The organism is Flavobacterium undicola, from assembly GCF_009909155.2.
Classification (GTDB): Bacteria; Bacteroidota; Bacteroidia; order Flavobacteriales; family Flavobacteriaceae; genus Flavobacterium; species Flavobacterium undicola.
The window spans coordinates 15302-34413 of sequence record NZ_JAAAPM020000017.1 but is presented as its reverse complement, the minus strand read 5'-3'; the positions used below and the strand labels follow the sequence as shown (position 1 = coordinate 34413).

Annotated in this window: 20 protein-coding genes; 6 read left to right on the top strand and 14 right to left on the bottom strand. The window is 32.9% G+C overall.

All coding sequences use genetic code 11. The annotated features are described in order from the left end of the window. Positions 1–12 precede the first annotated feature (12 nt). The 4 genes from GTZ96_RS11075 (at position 13) to GTZ96_RS11060 (ending at position 6747) form a co-directional block, all read left to right on the top strand. Entirely contained in the window at positions 13–2748 is a 2736-nt protein-coding gene (locus GTZ96_RS11075; protein WP_161644003.1) for a DNA gyrase/topoisomerase IV subunit A, read from the top strand. 155 nt (positions 2749–2903) lie between these two features. Continuing rightward, positions 2904–4016, top strand: a complete 1113-nt coding sequence (locus GTZ96_RS11070) for a sensor histidine kinase (RefSeq protein ID WP_161644002.1) — start codon at positions 2904–2906, stop codon at positions 4014–4016. Next, entirely contained in the window at positions 4009–4695 is a 687-nt protein-coding gene (locus tag GTZ96_RS11065; protein WP_161644001.1) for a response regulator, read from the top strand. Before GTZ96_RS11070 ends, GTZ96_RS11065 begins: the two co-directional genes overlap by 8 nt. A 114-nt stretch (positions 4696–4809) precedes the next feature. Further along, a complete protein-coding gene (locus GTZ96_RS11060; RefSeq protein ID WP_161644000.1) occupies positions 4810–6747 on the top strand; it encodes a KUP/HAK/KT family potassium transporter in 1938 nt (645 codons plus the stop codon). A gap of 59 nt (positions 6748–6806) precedes the next feature. Here the strand turns inward: GTZ96_RS11060 and GTZ96_RS11055 are convergent, their stop codons facing one another. From GTZ96_RS11055 to GTZ96_RS11000, 12 genes are all read right to left on the bottom strand, one after another. Continuing rightward, entirely contained in the window at positions 6807–7460 is a 654-nt protein-coding gene (locus tag GTZ96_RS11055) for a 3'-5' exonuclease (protein ID WP_161643999.1), read from the bottom strand. Further along, entirely contained in the window at positions 7460–9397 is a 1938-nt protein-coding gene (locus tag GTZ96_RS11050) for a DUF294 nucleotidyltransferase-like domain-containing protein (RefSeq protein WP_161643998.1), read from the bottom strand. Before GTZ96_RS11050 ends, GTZ96_RS11055 begins: the two co-directional genes overlap by 1 nt. A 152-nt stretch (positions 9398–9549) precedes the next feature. Continuing rightward, positions 9550–10320: a TerC family protein gene (locus GTZ96_RS11045; protein WP_161643997.1), complete on the bottom strand. Its 771-nt coding sequence runs from the start codon at positions 10318–10320 to the stop codon at positions 9550–9552. A 35-nt stretch (positions 10321–10355) separates the two neighbouring features. After that, entirely contained in the window at positions 10356–10733 is a 378-nt protein-coding gene (locus GTZ96_RS11040; RefSeq protein WP_161643996.1) for a DNA topoisomerase IV, read from the bottom strand. A gap of 215 nt (positions 10734–10948) precedes the next feature. Next, a complete protein-coding gene (locus GTZ96_RS11035; protein WP_161643995.1) occupies positions 10949–11521 on the bottom strand; it encodes a pentapeptide repeat-containing protein in 573 nt (190 codons plus the stop codon). Continuing rightward, positions 11521–11823: a type II toxin-antitoxin system RelE/ParE family toxin gene (locus GTZ96_RS11030; RefSeq protein WP_161643994.1), complete on the bottom strand. Its 303-nt coding sequence runs from the start codon at positions 11821–11823 to the stop codon at positions 11521–11523. Before GTZ96_RS11030 ends, GTZ96_RS11035 begins: the two co-directional genes overlap by 1 nt. Continuing rightward, the gene (locus GTZ96_RS11025) at positions 11808–12041 is read right to left on the bottom strand and encodes a hypothetical protein (protein ID WP_161643993.1); all 234 of its coding nucleotides are present in this window, start codon (positions 12039–12041) and stop codon (positions 11808–11810) included. The genes GTZ96_RS11030 and GTZ96_RS11025 overlap by 16 nt, the downstream gene beginning before the upstream one ends. 27 nt (positions 12042–12068) lie before the next feature. Then, positions 12069–12290 carry a DUF6095 family protein gene (locus GTZ96_RS11020; RefSeq protein WP_161643992.1) on the bottom strand — a complete coding sequence of 74 codons (222 nt, stop codon included), beginning with the start codon at positions 12288–12290 and terminating at the stop codon, positions 12069–12071. 70 nt (positions 12291–12360) lie between these two features. Continuing rightward, positions 12361–13182: an N-acetylmuramic acid 6-phosphate etherase gene (gene murQ / locus GTZ96_RS11015; protein WP_161643991.1), complete on the bottom strand. Its 822-nt coding sequence runs from the start codon at positions 13180–13182 to the stop codon at positions 12361–12363. Position 13183: 1 nt separating this feature from the next. Further along, a complete protein-coding gene (locus GTZ96_RS11010; protein WP_161643990.1) occupies positions 13184–14332 on the bottom strand; it encodes a PDDEXK nuclease domain-containing protein in 1149 nt (382 codons plus the stop codon). Positions 14333–14462: 130 nt separating this feature from the next. Further along, positions 14463–15158, bottom strand: a complete 696-nt coding sequence (locus tag GTZ96_RS11005) for a ZIP family metal transporter (RefSeq protein WP_161643989.1) — start codon at positions 15156–15158, stop codon at positions 14463–14465. Continuing rightward, positions 15158–15922, bottom strand: coding sequence for a class I SAM-dependent methyltransferase (locus tag GTZ96_RS11000; RefSeq protein ID WP_161643988.1), 765 nt, complete (start codon positions 15920–15922; stop codon positions 15158–15160). The genes GTZ96_RS11005 and GTZ96_RS11000 overlap by 1 nt, the downstream gene beginning before the upstream one ends. A gap of 136 nt (positions 15923–16058) precedes the next feature. Between GTZ96_RS11000 and GTZ96_RS10995 the strand changes: the two genes are divergently transcribed. Then, positions 16059–17216, top strand: a complete 1158-nt coding sequence (locus GTZ96_RS10995; RefSeq protein WP_161643987.1) for a THUMP domain-containing class I SAM-dependent RNA methyltransferase — start codon at positions 16059–16061, stop codon at positions 17214–17216. A gap of 132 nt (positions 17217–17348) precedes the next feature. Continuing rightward, positions 17349–17585, top strand: coding sequence for a hypothetical protein (locus GTZ96_RS10990; protein WP_161643986.1), 237 nt, complete (start codon positions 17349–17351; stop codon positions 17583–17585). 159 nt (positions 17586–17744) lie between these two features. Here GTZ96_RS10990 and GTZ96_RS10985 read toward each other — a convergent pair whose 3' ends face one another. Both GTZ96_RS10985 and GTZ96_RS10980 read right to left on the bottom strand, forming a co-directional pair. After that, entirely contained in the window at positions 17745–18584 is an 840-nt protein-coding gene (locus GTZ96_RS10985; RefSeq protein WP_161643985.1) for a DUF6048 family protein, read from the bottom strand. Continuing rightward, positions 18556–19092, bottom strand: a complete 537-nt coding sequence (locus GTZ96_RS10980; RefSeq protein WP_161643984.1) for a DUF6452 family protein — start codon at positions 19090–19092, stop codon at positions 18556–18558. The genes GTZ96_RS10985 and GTZ96_RS10980 overlap by 29 nt, the downstream gene beginning before the upstream one ends. Positions 19093–19112: the final 20 nt, after the last annotated feature.

Sequence of the window (19112 nt, the reverse complement as noted above, 5' to 3'; positions counted from 1 at the left end):
AATTCAGCATAAATGAAAGACGAAGAAGACGATAACATAATTCCAAACAACGAAGAAAATAATTCTGAAGAGAATCCTATTGATGGAAATCAAGATGGAGCCGATGCTGATGAAATTATTCACGTAGATGCTAAGCACTTTGAAGGAGAGCATTTTTACGATCAGGATGAAGAAGGAGATGGCAGTGATACCATTACCAAAGTTACTGGTATGTATAAAGACTGGTTTTTGGATTATGCTTCTTATGTAATTTTGGAACGTGCCGTTCCTGCTATCGAGGATGGTTTTAAGCCGGTACAACGCCGAATCATGCATTCCTTGAAAGAGTTGGATGATGGTCGTTATAATAAAGTTGCCAATGTTGTAGGTCACACGATGCAGTACCACCCTCACGGTGATGCCAGTATTGGAGATGCTATGGTACAGATTGGTCAAAAAGAATTATTGATTGATTGCCAGGGAAACTGGGGAAATATTTTAACGGGTGATGGAGCTGCGGCTTCACGTTATATTGAGGCGCGTTTGTCAAAATTTGCTTTAGAGGTTTTGTATTCTCCAAAAATTACCGATTGGGGTGTTTCTTATGATGGACGTCGTGCCGAACCTAATAATCTTCCGGTTAAATTTCCGTTGCTTTTGGCACAAGGAGCTGAGGGAATTGCCGTGGGACTTTCCACTAAAGTTTTACCTCATAATTTCAATGAATTAATTGATGCTTCAATAAAAATATTGAAAGGAAAACCTTTTACGCTGTATCCTGATTTTATGACCGCGGGTATTGCCGATGTGTCTAATTACAATGATGGGCTGCGAGGTGGGCGTGTGCGTGTCCGTGCCAAAATTGCTCAAATTGACAAAAATACTTTGGCGATTACCCAAATTCCGTTTTCGACGAATACTTCGACTTTGATTGATAGTATTTTGAAAGCCAATGATAAGGGAAAAATCAAAATCAAGAAAATTGAAGACAATACCGCAGCCGATGTTGAGATTTTAATTCATCTTTATCCAGGGGTTTCTCCTGATAAAACCATTGATGCCTTATTTGCTTTCACGGCTTGCGAAACTTCTGTCGCGCCTTTGGGTTGTGTGATTGAAGATAATAAACCGTTGTTTATTGGGGTTTCGGCGATGTTGAAAATTTCGACCGCAAGAACAGTCGATTTACTTCGTCAGGAATTAGAAATTCAATTAGAAGAATTAAAAAACAAATGGCATTTTTCTACTTTAGAGAAAATCTTCATTCGTGAGGAAATGTATATTGAATTCAAATTGTATTCTGATAGAGAATCTTTGTATAAATACATGTACGATCGTTTTGAGCCTTTCAAAAAATCATTCATTAGAGAAATAAATGATGACGATTTGCAACGATTGACTCAAATTCCGATGATTCGTATTACTCGTTTCGATTCTGATAAAGCCGATGATTTTATTGCGAAGTTAGAAGATGAAATGAAAGAAGTAGAGTTTCATTTAGCGAATTTAACAGATTTTGCTATTGCTTATTTTACTAAATTAAAAGAGAAATACGGTAAAGGACGTGAACGCCAAACCGAATTACGCATTTTTGATGATATCGAAGCAACTAAGGTGGTGTTACGAAATACCAAATTATATGTGGATAGAACAGAAGGTTTCGTCGGAACGAGTTTAAAAAAAGACGAATATGTAACTGATTGTTCGGATATTGATGATGTGATTGTTTTTCTGCGTGATGGAAGTATGATGATTACTAAAGTCGATGCGAAAACCTTTGTAGGGAAAGATATTATTCATATCGCTATTTTTGACAAAAGTGATAAACGTACCATTTATAACATGGTGTATCGCGACGGAAAATCAGGACCTTCTTATATCAAACGATTTAATGTTTCGGGAGTTACCAGAGATAAATCGTATGATTTGACAAATGGAACTAAAGGTTCTCAGGTGCTGTATTTTACTTGTAATCCTAACGGAGAAGCTGAGGTCATTACCGTTATTTTGCGTCAAATAAGCAGTATTAAGAAATTGAAGTTTGATATTGATTTTGCTGCTTTGGCAATCAAAGGACGTGCTTCTAAAGGGAACTTAGTAACCAAACATCCGATAAAGAAAATTGAAATTAAGGAGAAAGGAATTTCGACTTTGTTGCCAAGAAAAATCTGGTATGATGATACGGTTCAGCGGTTGAATGTAGATGCAAGAGGAGAATTATTGGGTGAATTCAGACCAAATGATAAAATTCTAATTGTTCAACAAACAGGTAAATTAAAAGTGATTATTCCTGAATTGACAACTCATTTTGAACCTGATATGATAGTTTTGGAAAAATGGATTCCTAAAAAACCAATTTCGGCGATTTATTTTGATGGAGAAAAAGAGCGTTATTATTTGAAACGTTTCTTGGTGGAAACCGAAAACAAAGAAGATGTTTTTATTACAGAACATCCCAATTCCCAATTGGAATTAGTATCAACTGATTACCGTCCTTTGGTGGAATTAGTTTTTCCTAAAATTAAAGGGATACAAAAAGAAACAATAACTGTTGATGTAGAGAGTTTTATTGCTGTAAAAGGATTTAAAGCACTCGGAAATCAATTGACTACTGATAAATTAAAACAGGTCAATAATTTAGAACCTTTGCCTTATGAAGCACCAGAGGAAGTTATTGCTGAAGAAATAGAAGTAAGAGGCGAATTGAATGCTGATGACACTACTATTCAACTGGAAGATGATGGTCAGATTGGTTTAATTTTAGATTAAGAAATCTACCTTTTAAGGATTTAAATTGTAATGACTGTGTTGAAAACAAGCAGTCATTACAATCTTTATAAAATCTTTATATCTCGTTTATTTTTATTATAAAATACTTATAACTTATCATTTAACTTTGTCTTGAAAATAATAAGGTAATTAAAATGAAAAGTATTTTAAACCAAATAAAAATAAAAAACCAATACCTGATAAGCATATGTGCTGTATGTATTGTGTCTGCATTGTGTTTGTTTACAAGAAATTATTTAGATTATAAAATTGCTGCTTATATATTGCTTGTAGTGGTGTCATTATTAGCGATGTTTTTAGAAATTTTGCCTGTTTTATTGAGCGCTTCCCTGAGTGCTTTGATTTTAAATTTTCTATTTATTAAGCCTTATTATACTTTTCATATTAGTAATGCAGAAGATACTTTATTGTTGATTTTATTTTTTGTGATTGCTCTTATTAATGGTGTTTTGACTCATAAAATAAGGAAAGCAGAAAAGGTACTACAAATCAAAGAGGTTCGATCCAATACCATGAAACTCTATAATGTATTATTAGATTCATTATCTCATGAGTTGAGAACTCCTATTTCTGCAATTATGGGAGCAATTGACACTATACAAAGTCAAAGTGTAACCATTTCAGAAGAGAATAAGTTAAAATTGTATTCAGAAATTGAAAAAGCTTCTTTACGACTGAATCATCAAGTAGAGAATTTACTCAACATGTCCAGATTAGAATCGGGTGTAATTAAGCCTAAGATGGATTGGTGTGATCTAAATGAGTTGTTTTATAATGTTTTAGATAGTCTCAAAGAAGATTTAAAATTCCATAAAGTAGAGGTCAATACGGATGAAAATTTACCCCTTTTTAAATTGGATTATGGTTTGATGGAGCAAATTATTTACAATTTGGTTTTTAACGCATCACAATACACGCCCAAAGGGGCTAAAATTAAATTAAAAGCCGATTATAATCCTAATGTGGATTTTGATTACAGTTCAGATGAATCGTCAACATGTATTATAACATTGTCTGATGATGGGATGGGTTTTCCAGAGGAAGAAATTGATAAAGTTTTTGATAAATTTTATAGACTTCAAAATTCTAAAACTGGAGGAACAGGATTAGGCTTGTCAATTGTTAAAGGTTTTGTGGAAGCTCAAAACGGAAAGGTAACTTTAGAAAATAAGGAAGAAGGTGGTTCTGTTTTTAAAATATTTTTTCCTGCATTAGTAATGAATACTAAAGAAATTTCAAATGAATAATTCCGCTGAAATATTAATTATTGATGATGAAATCCAAATTAGAAAATTGCTTGAAATTGCTTTGGATTCAAATGGTTATAAAACTTTTTTTGCAGTCAATGCCAAAGAAGGAATATCTCTTGCAGCTAATCATCAGCCTGATTTAATCATTTTAGATTTAGGTTTACCTGATGAGGATGGACAGATTGTTTTGAAACGATTAAGAGAATGGTATAAAAAGCCTGTTATTATTTTAACCGTAAAAAACACTGAAGAGGAAATTGTTAAAGCCCTTGATAATGGAGCCAATGATTATCTGACAAAACCGTTTAGAACACAAGAATTATTAGCCAGAATTCGGACTGCATTAAGAAACTTAAATCAGAACGAAAATGAACCAATTATTGAGTTTGGAAAAATTTCAATTGATTTTACTTCTAGGATTGTTAAGCAAAAAGATGAAATTTTAAAATTAACTACCACTGAATATAATTTACTTTCTATTTTGGTAAAAAATGAAGGTAGAGTACTCACGCATCAGTATTTACTTAAAGAGGTTTGGGGGAATAGCTATTCTGATCAAACGCAATACTTGCGTGTTTTTGTTGCGCAACTTCGTAAAAAAATTGAAGAAGATCCTAATCGGCCAAAACTTATAATTACAGAATCGGGGGTAGGATACCGATTTAATACGGGTTAAAATTTTAAAAAAATAATTAAAAAAAATAATTGAATTGCGAATAGTTGTTTCATCGCGATGAGGATACTTATGCTCAAAAATGAACTCATTTAAAATTAAAAAATTACAATAACAATGAATAAATCAACAATCGAAAAAGTAACGGCAGCCTCACTTCTGGTGGCACTTGGTATCATTTATGGAGATATAGGAACAAGTCCATTATATGTTATGAAAGCAATAATAGGAACAAAACAAATATCAGAATTATTGGTATATGGAGGTATTTCCTGTATTTTTTGGACACTTACATTCCAAACCACAATTAAATATATTCTTTTAACGCTTTCGGCAGATAATCATGGCGAAGGAGGTGTTTTTTCGCTTTATGCATTGGTAAAACGTTTTGGAAAAGGAAAGCTTGTTATACCCACAATTCTGGGGGCAACTACTCTTTTAGCAGATGGAATTATTACTCCTCCTATTTCGGTTGCATCTGCGGTAGAAGGTTTGGGAGATGTTATGCCCAATATTCCCATATTACCCATTGTGATTGTTATTTTGTCCGGACTGTTTTTCTTTCAGCGTTTTGGGACACAAAAAGTAGGTTTCTTTTTTGGACCAGCAATGGTAGTTTGGTTTTCTATGCTTTTTATATTAGGATTTAGCCAAATATTAGAGCATCCGGCAATATTGAAAGCATTAAACCCAATGTATGCGTATGAATTATTAGTAGAATATCCACATGGATTCTGGTTATTGGGAGCGGTTTTTCTCTGTACAACAGGAGCCGAAGCACTGTATTCAGATTTAGGGCATTGTGGGAAAAAGAACATTAGATTTACCTGGGTTTTTGTAAAAATTGCATTGGTTGTTAATTATTTGGGACAGGCTTCCTGGCTTATGACTCAAGGAAATACATTTCTCGAAGGAAGAAATCCTTTTTATACCATTATGCCGCAATGGTTTTTACTTTCGGGAGTAATTATTGCCACTTTTGCTGCCATTATCGCTTCTCAGGCATTAATAAGTGGTTCTTATACGTTAATAAATGAAGCGATGTCGCTTAACTTTTGGCCTAGAGTGACCATGCGTAATCCAACCAATTTGAAAGGGCAAATTTATATTCCTTCTGTAAATACAATACTTTGGGTGGGCTGTATTTTAATGATTTTATATTTTAAAAATTCTACCAACATGGAAGCTGCTTATGGATTTTCAATAACCATTGCAATGCTGATGACTACAGTGCTTTTAAATTATTATTTGATTTATATTAAAAAGCTAAACAGAATTTTGATAGCAGGGATTATTACTGTTTTTGCTGTTATTGAAATTGCTTTTTTTGTTGCCAATATTGTTAAAATTAAAGAAAGATGGATGTTCTTGTTTTTTGAACTGTTTATTTTTATGACAATGTATGTTTGGTTTTTTTCTAGAAAAATCAATAATAAATTTTTAAAATTCACTAATCTTACGGAGCATACCCAACAATTTCAAGAACTGAGTGACGACATTAGTATTCCAAAATATTCTACTCATTTAATTTATTTGTCTAAAGCGGATAGAAATTATGAAATTGAAGAAAAGATATTGAAATCTATTTTTTCTAAAAAACCCAAAAGAGCTGATGTGTATTGGTTTTTTCATATCAATAGAACTAACGAACCATTTAGATTGGATTATGAAGTTATAGAATTATTAGATGATAAAGTAATTAAAATTGTCCTAAATATTGGGTTTCGAATTCAGCCTAAAGTAGAATTGTATTTTAAGAAAATCGTTCAGAATTTGGTAGAAAAGAAAGAGCTAAATTTGCATATTCGTCCTGACGGATCTACAAAATACAATCCTGAACCTGATTTTAAATTCATTATTTTAGAGAAATTCTTATCTGTTGAAAATGATTTTACTATTAAAGATAGTTTATTATTGAATTCCTATTATTTGCTCAAAAACTGTTCGCTTTCGGATATAAGAGCTTTTGGATTGGATAAAAGTGATGTTGAAATTGAAGAAGTCCCAATTGTTTATCAACCAATTATAAAATTAGAGTTAGAAAGAAAAGTATAGATAATTTATTGATTGATTAAAAAAGTAAAAGCTTCCGCCGCGGCGGAAGCTTTATTATATTATCTGTAAAGTTGATACAACAGAGTTCTATTATTTTCTCTTAGTTTTTTTAAGATTTTCAGAAAGGCTATAGCAGTAATATAAGCATCTCCCATAGCGGTATGTCGGTCTTTTTTAGATATGTCAAATTTATCCGCTAGGTCGTCTAAGGTGTAATGATCTTTGCGTTCGAGTAAGTTTGATTTAATTAATGTTTTTTTATACAAAACAGCCGTATCTAAGGTTTTGTTAGTGAGTTTGTCTAATCCATTTCTTTCTAAGGCATGATTAATCATTGTAATGTCAAACATGGTATGATGTGCAATAATAACCGAATCGCCTACATAGTCTAAAAACAATTGCAATACTTCAATTTCTGATTTGTGATCCAATACATCACTTCTTATAATTCCGTGTATTTGGACACTGGATTTATCAAAATGTTCCTGATCTATATAATGTTCAAAACTGTCTTGCACATTGATAGTTCCATTTTGTAAAACAATGGCCCCAATGCAAAGAATACGGTCATTGGTATAATCAAAACCAGTTGTTTCAGTATCTAGAACTACAAAGCGTGCCGATTCTATTGGGATATTTAAACTCTCATCAATGGGCTCTTTAAGAATCCCCAAAATTTGAAGGCACTCAATTATTTTTTCTTTTATAGTCATTATAATGTAATTTTTCCAGGATTAAAACGCATTGAAATCACTTCTTGTAGTTCTTTGATGGTTTTAAATGCTCCTTTGAGTTTTACTTTTTCTAATTTCGAAAGTGTTTCTAATTCGATAAACTGCCCCGAATCATGGTGTAAAAGTCCTTGTTTTGTGCGGAATTTAAGTAAGGCTTTGTACGAATAGGAACAAGATAAATACAACTCTTTGTTTTGAGGTTCCAGTTCGGCTAGTTTTTCAAATCGCTCATAGGTATTGCTGATACCTTTAACCGAATGAGATAATATTAACACCCTGGCTGCATCGGCTAGTGGCATCAAGGCACGTCGTTTAATATCAAAGAAATCCTTATGCGCTCCGTCTTGTTCAACTAAAAATTGTCTAAAAAAGCCTGTTGGTGATGGACTTTGTAAAGCCCCACTAACCAAGTGCACATAGAAAATTGGATTAGCATCGATATCTTCAAAAATATAATCTGATAACTGATTGGCAAGATCCCTATCGCCATAAGATAAGCTATAGTCAAAAAAGATAAAAGAAAGTAATATTTCATCTTTTCCGGGTTTGCTAATCCAGTCGTGTACGAGTTCTTTCCATTGGTTTAAACTTAAGCACCATTTTGGATTAGAAGCCATCATTTCGGCTGGACAATATTCATAACCAATTTCAAAAAGTCCTTTATTAACATCAGCGGCTAATTCCAGAAAATAGTTGTTCGTTTTTTCTTGTAATTCTTCTGGAACATCTTCGTAAATTAAAGCATTGTCTTGGTCAGTATGCAACAATTGTTCGCTTCGACCTTGACTTCCTAATGCTAACCAAGAAAATTTCACAGGAGGAGGTGTTTTCATTTTCGCTAAAGACAACTCGATTACTCTTTTGATACAGGCATCATTAAGTTCTGTAATTATTTTAGAAGTTAGTGTAATAGGGATGTTTTGATCTAAATAGCCTTGTAGTAATTGCATTATTTTAGTACGAATAGGCTTTATTGCCTTTGCTTTTTTTACTCTTTTTAATGCTTTGATGAGTACAGCAGGATTATTTCCTAAGGCGACCATGACATCATGCTTAGAAAGGATTCCGATGGCTTTTGTATTAGCCGTTCCGTCTTTTGTTAAGCATAAATGGCTGATGTTGCTTTTCATCATAGCCATTTGTGCCTGAGTAATGGTCATTTTTTTAGAATAAGTAATTACGGGAGAATTCATAATTACATCGGCTGTAGTATTAATAGAATATTCTCCGGTTACAATTTTATTCCTTAAATCTTTATCGGTAATAATTCCTATGGGCAACATGTCTTCAACCACCAGTATGGCTCCAATGTTTTTCTTAGTCATTGTTACGGCAATTTCTTTGGCCGTAGCTGCCCGGGAGCAGGTAATTATTTTTTTAGAATATTTAATAGGTTGTAAATCCAGAATCTTATTATCCGAATCGATAATTTCACCTACATTGTTTTCATCATCAAAAGCGTTACCGTATAATTTACCACTATGACTTTTAGAAAACGGGTTATGTGTATTAGAAGCAAAACTGTCAATTATAAAGCTTCCAACATTATGATTTTTTATAGCATAGGGCTTAAAAGTCGCTATTGGAATAGCATACAAAATGGTTTCCTCGTGAGTTATTGCCTCCATTTTATAATTTTCGTGAGCTATTAATGGACGTAAACCAAAAATATCACCTTCGTCGCACATATCCAGAATATCATTTTGTGCTGTTTTTCGTAATTCAACAGCTCCTTTGTGAACCACATAAAAGGAATCATGGGTTTCTTCGTTTTCAGTAAAAATGATAGCTCCTTTGTCTTTATAGATTATAGACACTTGTTCCGAAAGTACTTCAATGTCATATTGATCTAAAAAATTAAAAGGAGGAAAGTTTTTTAAAAAGTCAGCTACCCTTTGCGAAATTGTATTCTTCATTAAAAATTATTTTAGGCTGAGTTAGTTTCGATTTAAGAAAATAAAAATCATCAATTAGTTTCTTTTATAGTATGCTAATTTATTAATTTTTATGTTCTATAAAGCAAAAAAGCTCCTAATTAAGGAGCTTCTTTATGGTTGTATTTTTTATTTTATTTCTTTTTTGAAATTTTCATATTTAATACTTCTACCAAAAGGGAGAATGAAATGGCAAAATACAAATAGCCTTTTGGAATAGGAGTAACATGACTTCCAAATATGGAAGCATTCGATAAATGAGCACTTTCGGTAAGCAACATCATTCCGATTAGGATTAAAAATGACAATCCTAAAATTTGAATTGAAGGATGTTTATTGACGAAACTTCCAACTGGAACAGCAAATTGCATCATGATTAAAACCGAAATAATTACCGCAGTAATCATAATATATAAGGCTCCAGCAACACCATTAGTCATTCCAACAGCAGTTAAAATACTGTCAAAAGAGAAAACCAGGTCAATTAATATGATTTGTACAATAACACTACTGAATGACTTAGTAGCACTTTTACTCATTTCTTTTTCTTCATGCCCTTTTTCATCTACTTTTTCTCGAATTTCGTTGGTGCTTTTATAAATTAAGAATAAACCTCCAAGCAATAGAATAATACTTTGTCCCGATACTTGTGCGCTCAACCAACTAAAATCAATCGTAAACCATGGTTCTTTCATGGCAATCAAATAGGAGATTCCTAAAAGCAATGCGATTCTCATGAACATAGCTAAGAACATTCCGATTTTGGTTGCTTTTTTACGACTTTCCTGAGGCAATTTACCTGTGGCAATCGAGATGAAAATGATGTTGTCAATTCCCAGTACAATTTCCAGAAACGTTAATGTTAATAAAGCAATCCAAGCATCAGCATTTAAAAATACTTCCATAGTATTAAGTTAAGAATTAAAGAATGAAGGGAATTTTACAATTCACCAATTTTAGTTACAGTACCTTTTTGTTTTAAATCAGCGCCTACTATACCAAATTCAAAGGTATATGAATTTTTTGAGGTTGTCAAAATTCTCATACTAATTGATTTTTCTTCAGCCATATTTTTTGGATGCATTTTTTTCAAGATATATTCGCAATCATTTACCCAACGAATAGAAGCGGTATCTGTTTTTCCTTCGAATGTTTCAATTTCAATGCTGTCATTGCGTTCAAAAAGTGTAACTTTTTTTACACCATCAACTTCGTATTCAAAATGGAATTTTCCAGTTTTAAAATCTTTGCAATTGTGTTCGGCATTATAGCAAGAAGCAAAAAGCAGCAATAAGGGTAGTAGAATGAGTTTTTTCATAGTTTTGGTTAAAATATTTATTGAAATTTTACAGAAATGAACATAATAATTACAAAGAGAATTAAAAAAATTAAAATATTTCTCGCCCACTTATCTTTTGCAAGTTCAATTTCTAAATCAGATTTACAAAATTTAATAATTATCCAATAAATAAATCCACCAATATCTGATAAAAGTTGAAATCTCATAATTTTTTTTCAGTTCTTACAAAAAGCTTATTGAATTTTAATATCGTATTTGTCTAGAAGTCCCGGAATTCCCTGCATCGAAAATTTAGCTTTTCGCATCGGATTGAACTCAGGATCAATTTTATAATTGTAAGCTGTCAGGAAATTTACTTCTTTCAATTGAGTGTCATTAAAAACGGCATTTTCTAAATTGCAATTGTCAAAAATCGAATTGGAAAGGTTTGTTCCAATGAAAGTCACTTCTTTCATCGAACAGGAATTGAACTTAGTTTTCGGCATTTTTTTATTCGAAAAAGAAGCATAATCTAAAATGCAATCAGCAAAACTCACGGCAAACATAAAATCGGCACAGTCGTTAAAATGAATTCCCAGTAGTTTACAATTCGAAAAATGGACGGTTTTCAAACTTGTTCCGCCAAGAGTTGTCATCGAAAGATTGCAGTTGATAAACTCGCAATCCATAAAAGTATTATTCGAAAAATCGCTATTGGAAAAGTCACAGTTTTTAAAAATGCAATCCTCAAATTCGCGATTGCTTACTTTTTTGTCGATGAAAACTACTTTGTCAAATGTTTTCTGGATATGAATTAAGTCTTCCATTAGAAGTTTTTGGGTTTTCTTGATGTATGTCTAACTCGAAGAATTTGAATGTAATCTGGAGTAATTTGGTATGAAATCATATAATCATAGACGAAGTAAACTCGGAAGCTTCCGTCATTGTTGTCTTTTTTTGAATCGAGTTTATAGATTTCTGGTTTGGTTTTAAGAATTTCGGTGCTTTCAAAAATTTTATCAATTACTTTATCTGCAACCTGAATGGATTTGCTTTCAAAAAGAATATAAAAATGAATGTCTTCTAGTTGTTCCAAAGCATTGGAAGACCAAATTATTTTCTTCCCCATTTTTTTGAAATTTCTCTTGCTTCATCTTCAGTATGAAAATGCCCTTTTTTGATACTTTCTAGTGCTTTTTCAATATCAATATTGTAATCAGCATCTGTAGTAGTTTCTGAAGAAGAGTTTGTAGTAAGTAAAAGACGTTTTAGTTTTTCAACAAAAGTAGGATCTTTTACTTTGTCAATTTCTTGATGTATCCAATTTATTTCAGCTTGAATATCCATAATCTAAATTTTTAGTAAAGATACAAATTAGTCGTTAAATAAAGCTCTCATCATGGTTTTCAATCCTAAAAAGATTAAATACATGGATGCCAGGCAAGCAATGATTCCGATGCCTAAAACCAGATAATGCCAAACATTTTGCTGGTTCATAAAGGCATTGTAAATTAATGACGGACCAATAAAAAGCAAAGGCAAAGCGCCTGCCAGATATCGAATTCCTTTGGATAATAATTCTTTGTTTGTTGCCATTTTGGAAAGGTTATGAGTTATGGGTTATGAGTTAGGGGGGAGCGGTTGTTAACAACGCATAACACCTAACTTATAACTTATTTGCATTAAAGAAATCAACTGCTTTACGCACGCTTCCGTGTTCTTTCAATAATTGAGCTGCATCTTCGTAGCTTACAGGAATTTCGCCCATAATCATTTTAGTACCGCGATCAACTAGTTTGTTGTTACTCAATTGCATATCGACCATTTTGTTGCCTTTTACTTTTCCCAATTGAATCATTGTGGCAGTCGAAATCATATTCAGAACCAGCTTTTGAGCTGTTCCTGCTTTCATTCTAGAACTTCCAGTAACAAATTCTGGACCTACCACAACATCAATAGGAAATTGTGCCGTTTGCGAAAGCGGACTTCCAGCATTGCAAGAAATACTTCCTGTGATGATATTGTTTTTGTTGCAAGTTTCTAAACCGCCAATAACATAAGGCGTTGTGCCCGAAGCGGCAATTCCTACTACCACATCATTCTCGTTGATGTTGAATTCCTGTAAATCAATCCAGGCCTGGGTTGCATTGTCTTCGGCGTTTTCTACTGCTTTACGAATGGCTTTGTCACCACCTGCAATAATTCCCACGACCAAATCAAATGGAACACCAAAAGTTGGCGGACATTCAGAAGCATCAACCACACCCAAACGTCCTGAAGTTCCAGCGCCAATGTAAAATAAACGTCCGCCCAATTTCATTTTAGCAACAATTTGAGTTACTAAAATTTCAATTTTAGGCAGCGCTTTTTCAACAGCTAGCGGAACAGTTTTATCTTCGTTATTGATATTTGAAAGTAAGTCAGAAACTGACATCTTTTCTAAATGTTCGTATTTTGAGGATTGTTCGGTGGTTTTTATGAATGTCATTTTAAATAAATTTCTTTTGTTCTTCTTCAATGATTTTTTTCAAATCGTTTTCGTTGGGTAAGTTGATCAGATATTTAGATACGAAAACTTGTTGGCTTAAATTAGCTGTGGCGTATTTTACCAGATTTTCGTTTTTACCTGCACACAAAATTAATCCAATGGGTGGATTATCATTTTCTTGTCTTTCATTTTCATTGTAATAATTCAAATACACATTCATTTGCCCTGAATCGGCGTGTGTGAATTCACCCAATTTTAAGTCAATTAGAATATTGCATTTTAAAATACGATGGTAAAAAACCAAATCTATAAAATAATGTGTATTGTCAAAAGTAATTCGTTTTTGACGGGCTTCAAAACAAAATCCTTTGCCTAATTCAATCAAAAATGTTTGTAAATGATTGATAATCGCCTGTTCCAGATCGTTTTCTGAATAGGAAGTTTCTTGTTTGAGTTCTAAAAACTCTAATATATATGGGTTTTTAAAAAAATCTTCGGGAAGAATCGGTAACTGTTTCTTTTGATTTTCAATTACTTTGTCTTTGTCAAAACTCAAGCCAGTTCGCTCATAGAACATACTGTTTACTGCTCGTTGTAATTCACGAACTGACCAGTTATTATCAATACTTTGCCACTGATAAAAACTGCGTTTGGTTTCATTGTCTTGTTTTATCAATTCTACAATATGGGTAAAACTCAAATGATTAATCATTTTTTCAATATCTGATATAGATTTTCCAGACACTGACTGGAAAATTACAATTTCATTGTTTTCTACTTGATTTTGGTCTGCTATCAATTTTGCAGACACTGACTGCAAAATTGTATTTTGTTGAAAATCATTAAGGTATAATTTAACAGTCAGTGACTGTTGAATTTCAGGATAGCATAAATAGAAACTCCTATACATTCTTAAGTTTACTGCCGAAAAACCTTTTAGTTGCTTTTCTCCCAATAATTTTGATAAATTTTGAATCAAATTCTCGCCATAAACCGCTCTGTCTTTGCCTTTTTGTTCGTATTCTACAATATAAAATCCAAAAAACCAGTTGCGCAACGTAAGCCCAATATTCACCTGTTTTTGAGCTTGTTGCCTAAAATAGGTTTGGGTTTCACTGATTACGGTTACTAAATTTTGAATTTCTTGCATAATTACTTTTCTCTAACAACTAATTTTAAAAACCTCTAAAATACGATTTTAACGAATGTTAAGATTTGTTTTTCTAAATGTTTGTGTTTTGATGATTGCTCGATTATTTAGTTCTTTTACAAATTAAAATCTATAAAAAATAAGCCAAGGCAATTCCTAAAACAATCATCGAAACTTTGGCAATATTAAATTTGTGTCCTTCGCTACTTTCGAAAATAATAGTTGAGGAAATATGAAATAATATCCCGATTACGATTGCTGTAATTTCGTTATGGTATTCGTTTAAGCCAGTAAGATAATCAGAAGCGAATGTTCCTAGTGGTGTCATCAATGCAAAAGTAAGCATGAAGGCAAAAATTGCTTGTTTATTTAAATGTGAATTGATGAAAAAAGTGGTCAAAATAATAGCAATAGGAAGGTGATGAATAGCAATTCCCAGCGCTAAATTATCGTGATTATGTCCCACAGGAAATCCTTCCAGAAAAGCATGAATACAAAGACTGATAAACAACAACCACGGAATATGAGACATATTAGGATGTCCGTGAACGTGACCGTGTTCAGCACCTTTAGAGAAAAATTCGAGGATAATTTGGAACAAAATTCCAAGCATAATAAAAATTCCCGCATTGTGATTGTGACTTTCACCAATAATATGCTCATGACTTTCATAGATTTCGGGTAATAAGTGCATTACCGTCAAAGAAAGCAAAAACGAACCACTAAAAGCCAATAGTAGCTTTAGATTGCTTTTGTTTTTTGGTTTTAAAATCAATGCAATAATATACCCCAGAAGTACAGAAAGTAATGGTAAAAGGTAATTCATTATTTAAAAATAAGGATGAGTCGTTCGCTTTCGGTTTTGTGGAATTTTTTCAACTTATAGTCTCCAAAAATGTCCAAAAGATAAATACCTGCTTCTTCCATCATGGATTCAAAATCTTGTAAGGTCAAGGCTTTTACTTTTTCGGTAAAATGGAATTTTTGTCCTTGGTCTTCAAAATCAATTTCTTTAAAAATATGCCCGTTGGCAACATAACGTTTCAGGTGAAAATCGATTCCGTCTACCGTTTTTACTTCTTCAGGAACCAATGTTTCAATTACCTGATTGACATTCATAAAATCAATTACGGCAAAACCATAGTCAGATAAACTGTTTTTGATTGCTTTTAAAGTAGCTAAATTGTCATCGTCATTTTCGAAATAACCAAAACTGGTAAACAGATTAAAAATGGCATCGTATTTTTCTTCGAAAGATTCACGCATGTCGTGAACTTTAAAATGCAGTGTTTCATTTGAATTTTTGCTGGCTTCGGCTATGCTGTTTTCAGACAAATCAGCGCCAATGACATCATACCCCAATTGGTTCAAATAAATAGCGTGACGCCCTTTACCGCAGGCTAAATCCAAGACTCTAGCTTTTTCAGGAAGATTTAAATAATGCGTTAAATTATCCATGAAAAGCTGTGCTTCTTTGTCATTTCGTTCTTTGTACAGAATGTGATAATAGGGAGTATCAAACCAAGAGCTGAACCAAGTTTGATTTGGTTGGTCTTGATTTGTATTAGTTGTTTTTGATGCTTCGGACATTTATTCTTTTCGATTAATTCTATCCCGCAAATTTAGTGTATTTTTGCGGAAATATACTATTTCAGGTTGTTTGGAATTTGGACACGAGCGAAAGCGAACTGGCATAGCAATTTAATTATTGGAATTTAAAAGAGAAATGGAAGAAAATTTTAAGATGATTGCCAAAACCTTTTTTGGTTTTGAAGAAATATTAGCAACCGAATTGAAAAATTTAGGTGCACAAGACGTAGAGCAGGGAGTAAGAATGGTGAGTTTTAAAGGAGATAAAGGCTTTATGTACAAGGCCAATTTGTCTTTGCGTACCGCATTAAAAATCTTAAAACCGATTTATTCTTTTAGAGCGAATAATGAAAAAGCTTTGTACAAAGGAGTTACGGGAGTGAACTGGTCTAAGTTTATCAATGCCAATCAAACTTTTGTGATTGATGCTACGGTACATTCGGAATATTTTAATCACTCCGAATTTGTTTCTCAAAAATGTAAAGATGCCATTGTGGATCAATTTAGAGAAAGAACAGGACAACGTCCAAGTGTGGATAAAATCCATCCCGATTTACGAATTAATATTCATATTGATAAAGACCAAGTTTCGGTTGCCTTAGATACTTCAGGAAATGCGTTAAATCAGCGTGGCTATAGAACCGCTACTAATATTGCGCCAATAAACGAAGTTTTGGCTGCGGGAATTTTGTTGCTATCGGGTTGGGACGGACAAACGGATTTCTTGGATCCAATGTGTGGTTCAGGAACTTTTCTTTCCGAAGCAGCGATGATTGCTTGTAATATTCCGGCAAACATCAACCGTAAGGAATTTGCTTTCGAAAAATGGAAAGATTGGGATAATGAATTGTTTGACAAAATCAGCGATAGTTTATTAGCGAAAGTACGTGAGTTTCATCATACGATAAAAGGGTATGACAAAGCGCCATCTGCGGTTAGTAAAGCCAAAGACAATATCAGAAATGCTAATTTAGATGAATATGTAACTATTACAGAAGACAATTTCTTTGACAGCGAGAAAACATCGGAAGGGAAATTGCATATTGTGTTTAATCCACCTTATGATGAGCGTTTGGATATTCACATGGAAGAATTTTATAAAAGTATTGGCGATACTTTAAAGCAAAGTTATCCGGGAACGAATGCTTGGTTTATCACAGGAAATCTGGAAGCTTTGAAATTTGTAGGTTTGCGACCATCTAGAAAAATCAAATTATTCAACGCCGGACTTGAAGCACGTTTAGTAAAATACGAGATGTACGAAGGAAGTAAGCGTACTAAGTTTCAGCAATAAGTTACTAAGTCTCTGAGGGACTAAGAAAGATTTATAATTAAAAAATAATAATTTAGGGTTCGATAAAATTAAGTAGCTAAGATTAAATTCTCAGTAACTTACATTCTTAGAACTTTAGCAACTTTAAAAAAAATGACAAAATTACAATTAAGAGCATTTTTATACCAGCTGGGTTGTTTTGCTATATTATTCGTATTGTTTCGCTATTTAGTGGAAAGATATTCTGGTTTAACTGGTTTTTGGGTTCCATTTGTTGCTTTTGTTTTAGGAACATTTTTAGCACCAAAATTCCAAGCAGTAAAAACTAAGGATGGCGAAAAGTTGTTTATGAAATGGATCTTTATAAAAGGAATTAAAGAAATAGGGTAAAAAGTATTCAGTTTTCAGATAGCAGTGTTCAGTTTGCTATGGAAATAGTGAAATGTAAAAAACCGCAAATTTGCAATTATAAAAATTATAATTTGCGAATTTGCGGTTTTTTTGTTAATGCCAAATCTGCTTTCTGCATTCTGAAATCTACAGACTGTTTTATTTCTTCTTTTTATCTTTTTTTGTTTCCACAGGAACGACTTTCTTTTTGAAAATAGGAACAAAATAAGTCACGCTATAATTAAAGCCAACTCCAAAATCACCGTTATACGTTCGGTTGAATCCTGGAATGTATAAGTTCTCAAAATTACCAGGTTGTTTGTTACTAATCAATCGGTTAAAACGAAGGCTGAAACCTAAAAAGACATTGTTGAATACTTTAGCTTTCATTCCTGCCACTACTTCAATCCAACTTGCCGTAAGACCATTGAATTTTTGACCGGAGGCAATAGGAGGAACTTCTCCAAAATAAGGATTAGAATTGTAAATTTTATAGCTATTCAATTCTTGGCTAAAAGTACTAAAACCATAACGCAAACCAATAGAAATGATATTTTCCATATCAAGCCAGTTTTCGTAGCCATTATAGTCAAATCCTACTTTTAGGTAAGAACCTTTGGTGGTAAAATTCAAGCGTTCGTCATCAGTAGTTTTGTTTTCGTTACCTACTTCGGCAGCGATATAGTGTTTTTTATCCCAACGATAATCACCTACCAGTTCCAAACCTTTATAGTCTTTATCATAAATACTACGACTTAATTTAAACAAATCTACTCCCACACGCACACCATAACGATTGGTTTTTATTGGCGCAGCAATAGAATCGGTTTTTGGAACTTTAGTTGTTTTACTAGCCACAGCAGTTTTAGCAGAAATAACTCCAGTTGTAATGGTATCCTTTTTTGACTTTGGCGTTGGAGCTTTGGTGTCTTGTGCATTTGCAAAAAGCAACGACAAAAGAAGTAAGCTACTAAAAATATATTTCAAGATGTGTTTCATTTTCGTTAGCTATAATACTGTTTTTAACTGCAACATATTGCATCCATTTTAAGTCAGGTGTCGCTGCATCTGTATGTTCAAAAGGTGAGCTTGTTGGTGTGCTTGGATTCAGAGTAAAATTGGTTTTGAATCCGCAGGCACGGGATACAAAAATGTTGTCGGTGCGGTAATTGAATTGGATAATATCTTCATTAGGTAATGCGGCTACATTGGTACTTCCATAATTCAAAATAAAATGAAATTTAGTTACATCAGCATCTGTTTTCAACGGAATAGAAACCGTACTTCCGTTTATTAAGGTACTACCTGAATAAGTAATTCCTTTTTCCATACCATCTCCAATAATGGTTAGATTGCTTACATTTTTCTCAATTGTAGAATTGTTGAAATCATAAAAGGTAATCACTAGTCGAGGCGTAGTAACGGTATTAGCATCACAGATATCGTCTTTCTCACAACTGGAGAAGGAGAAACAGAGAATTAATAAAAGCAGTATCGTTTTTTTCATATTTTTTTAGTACATAGTCC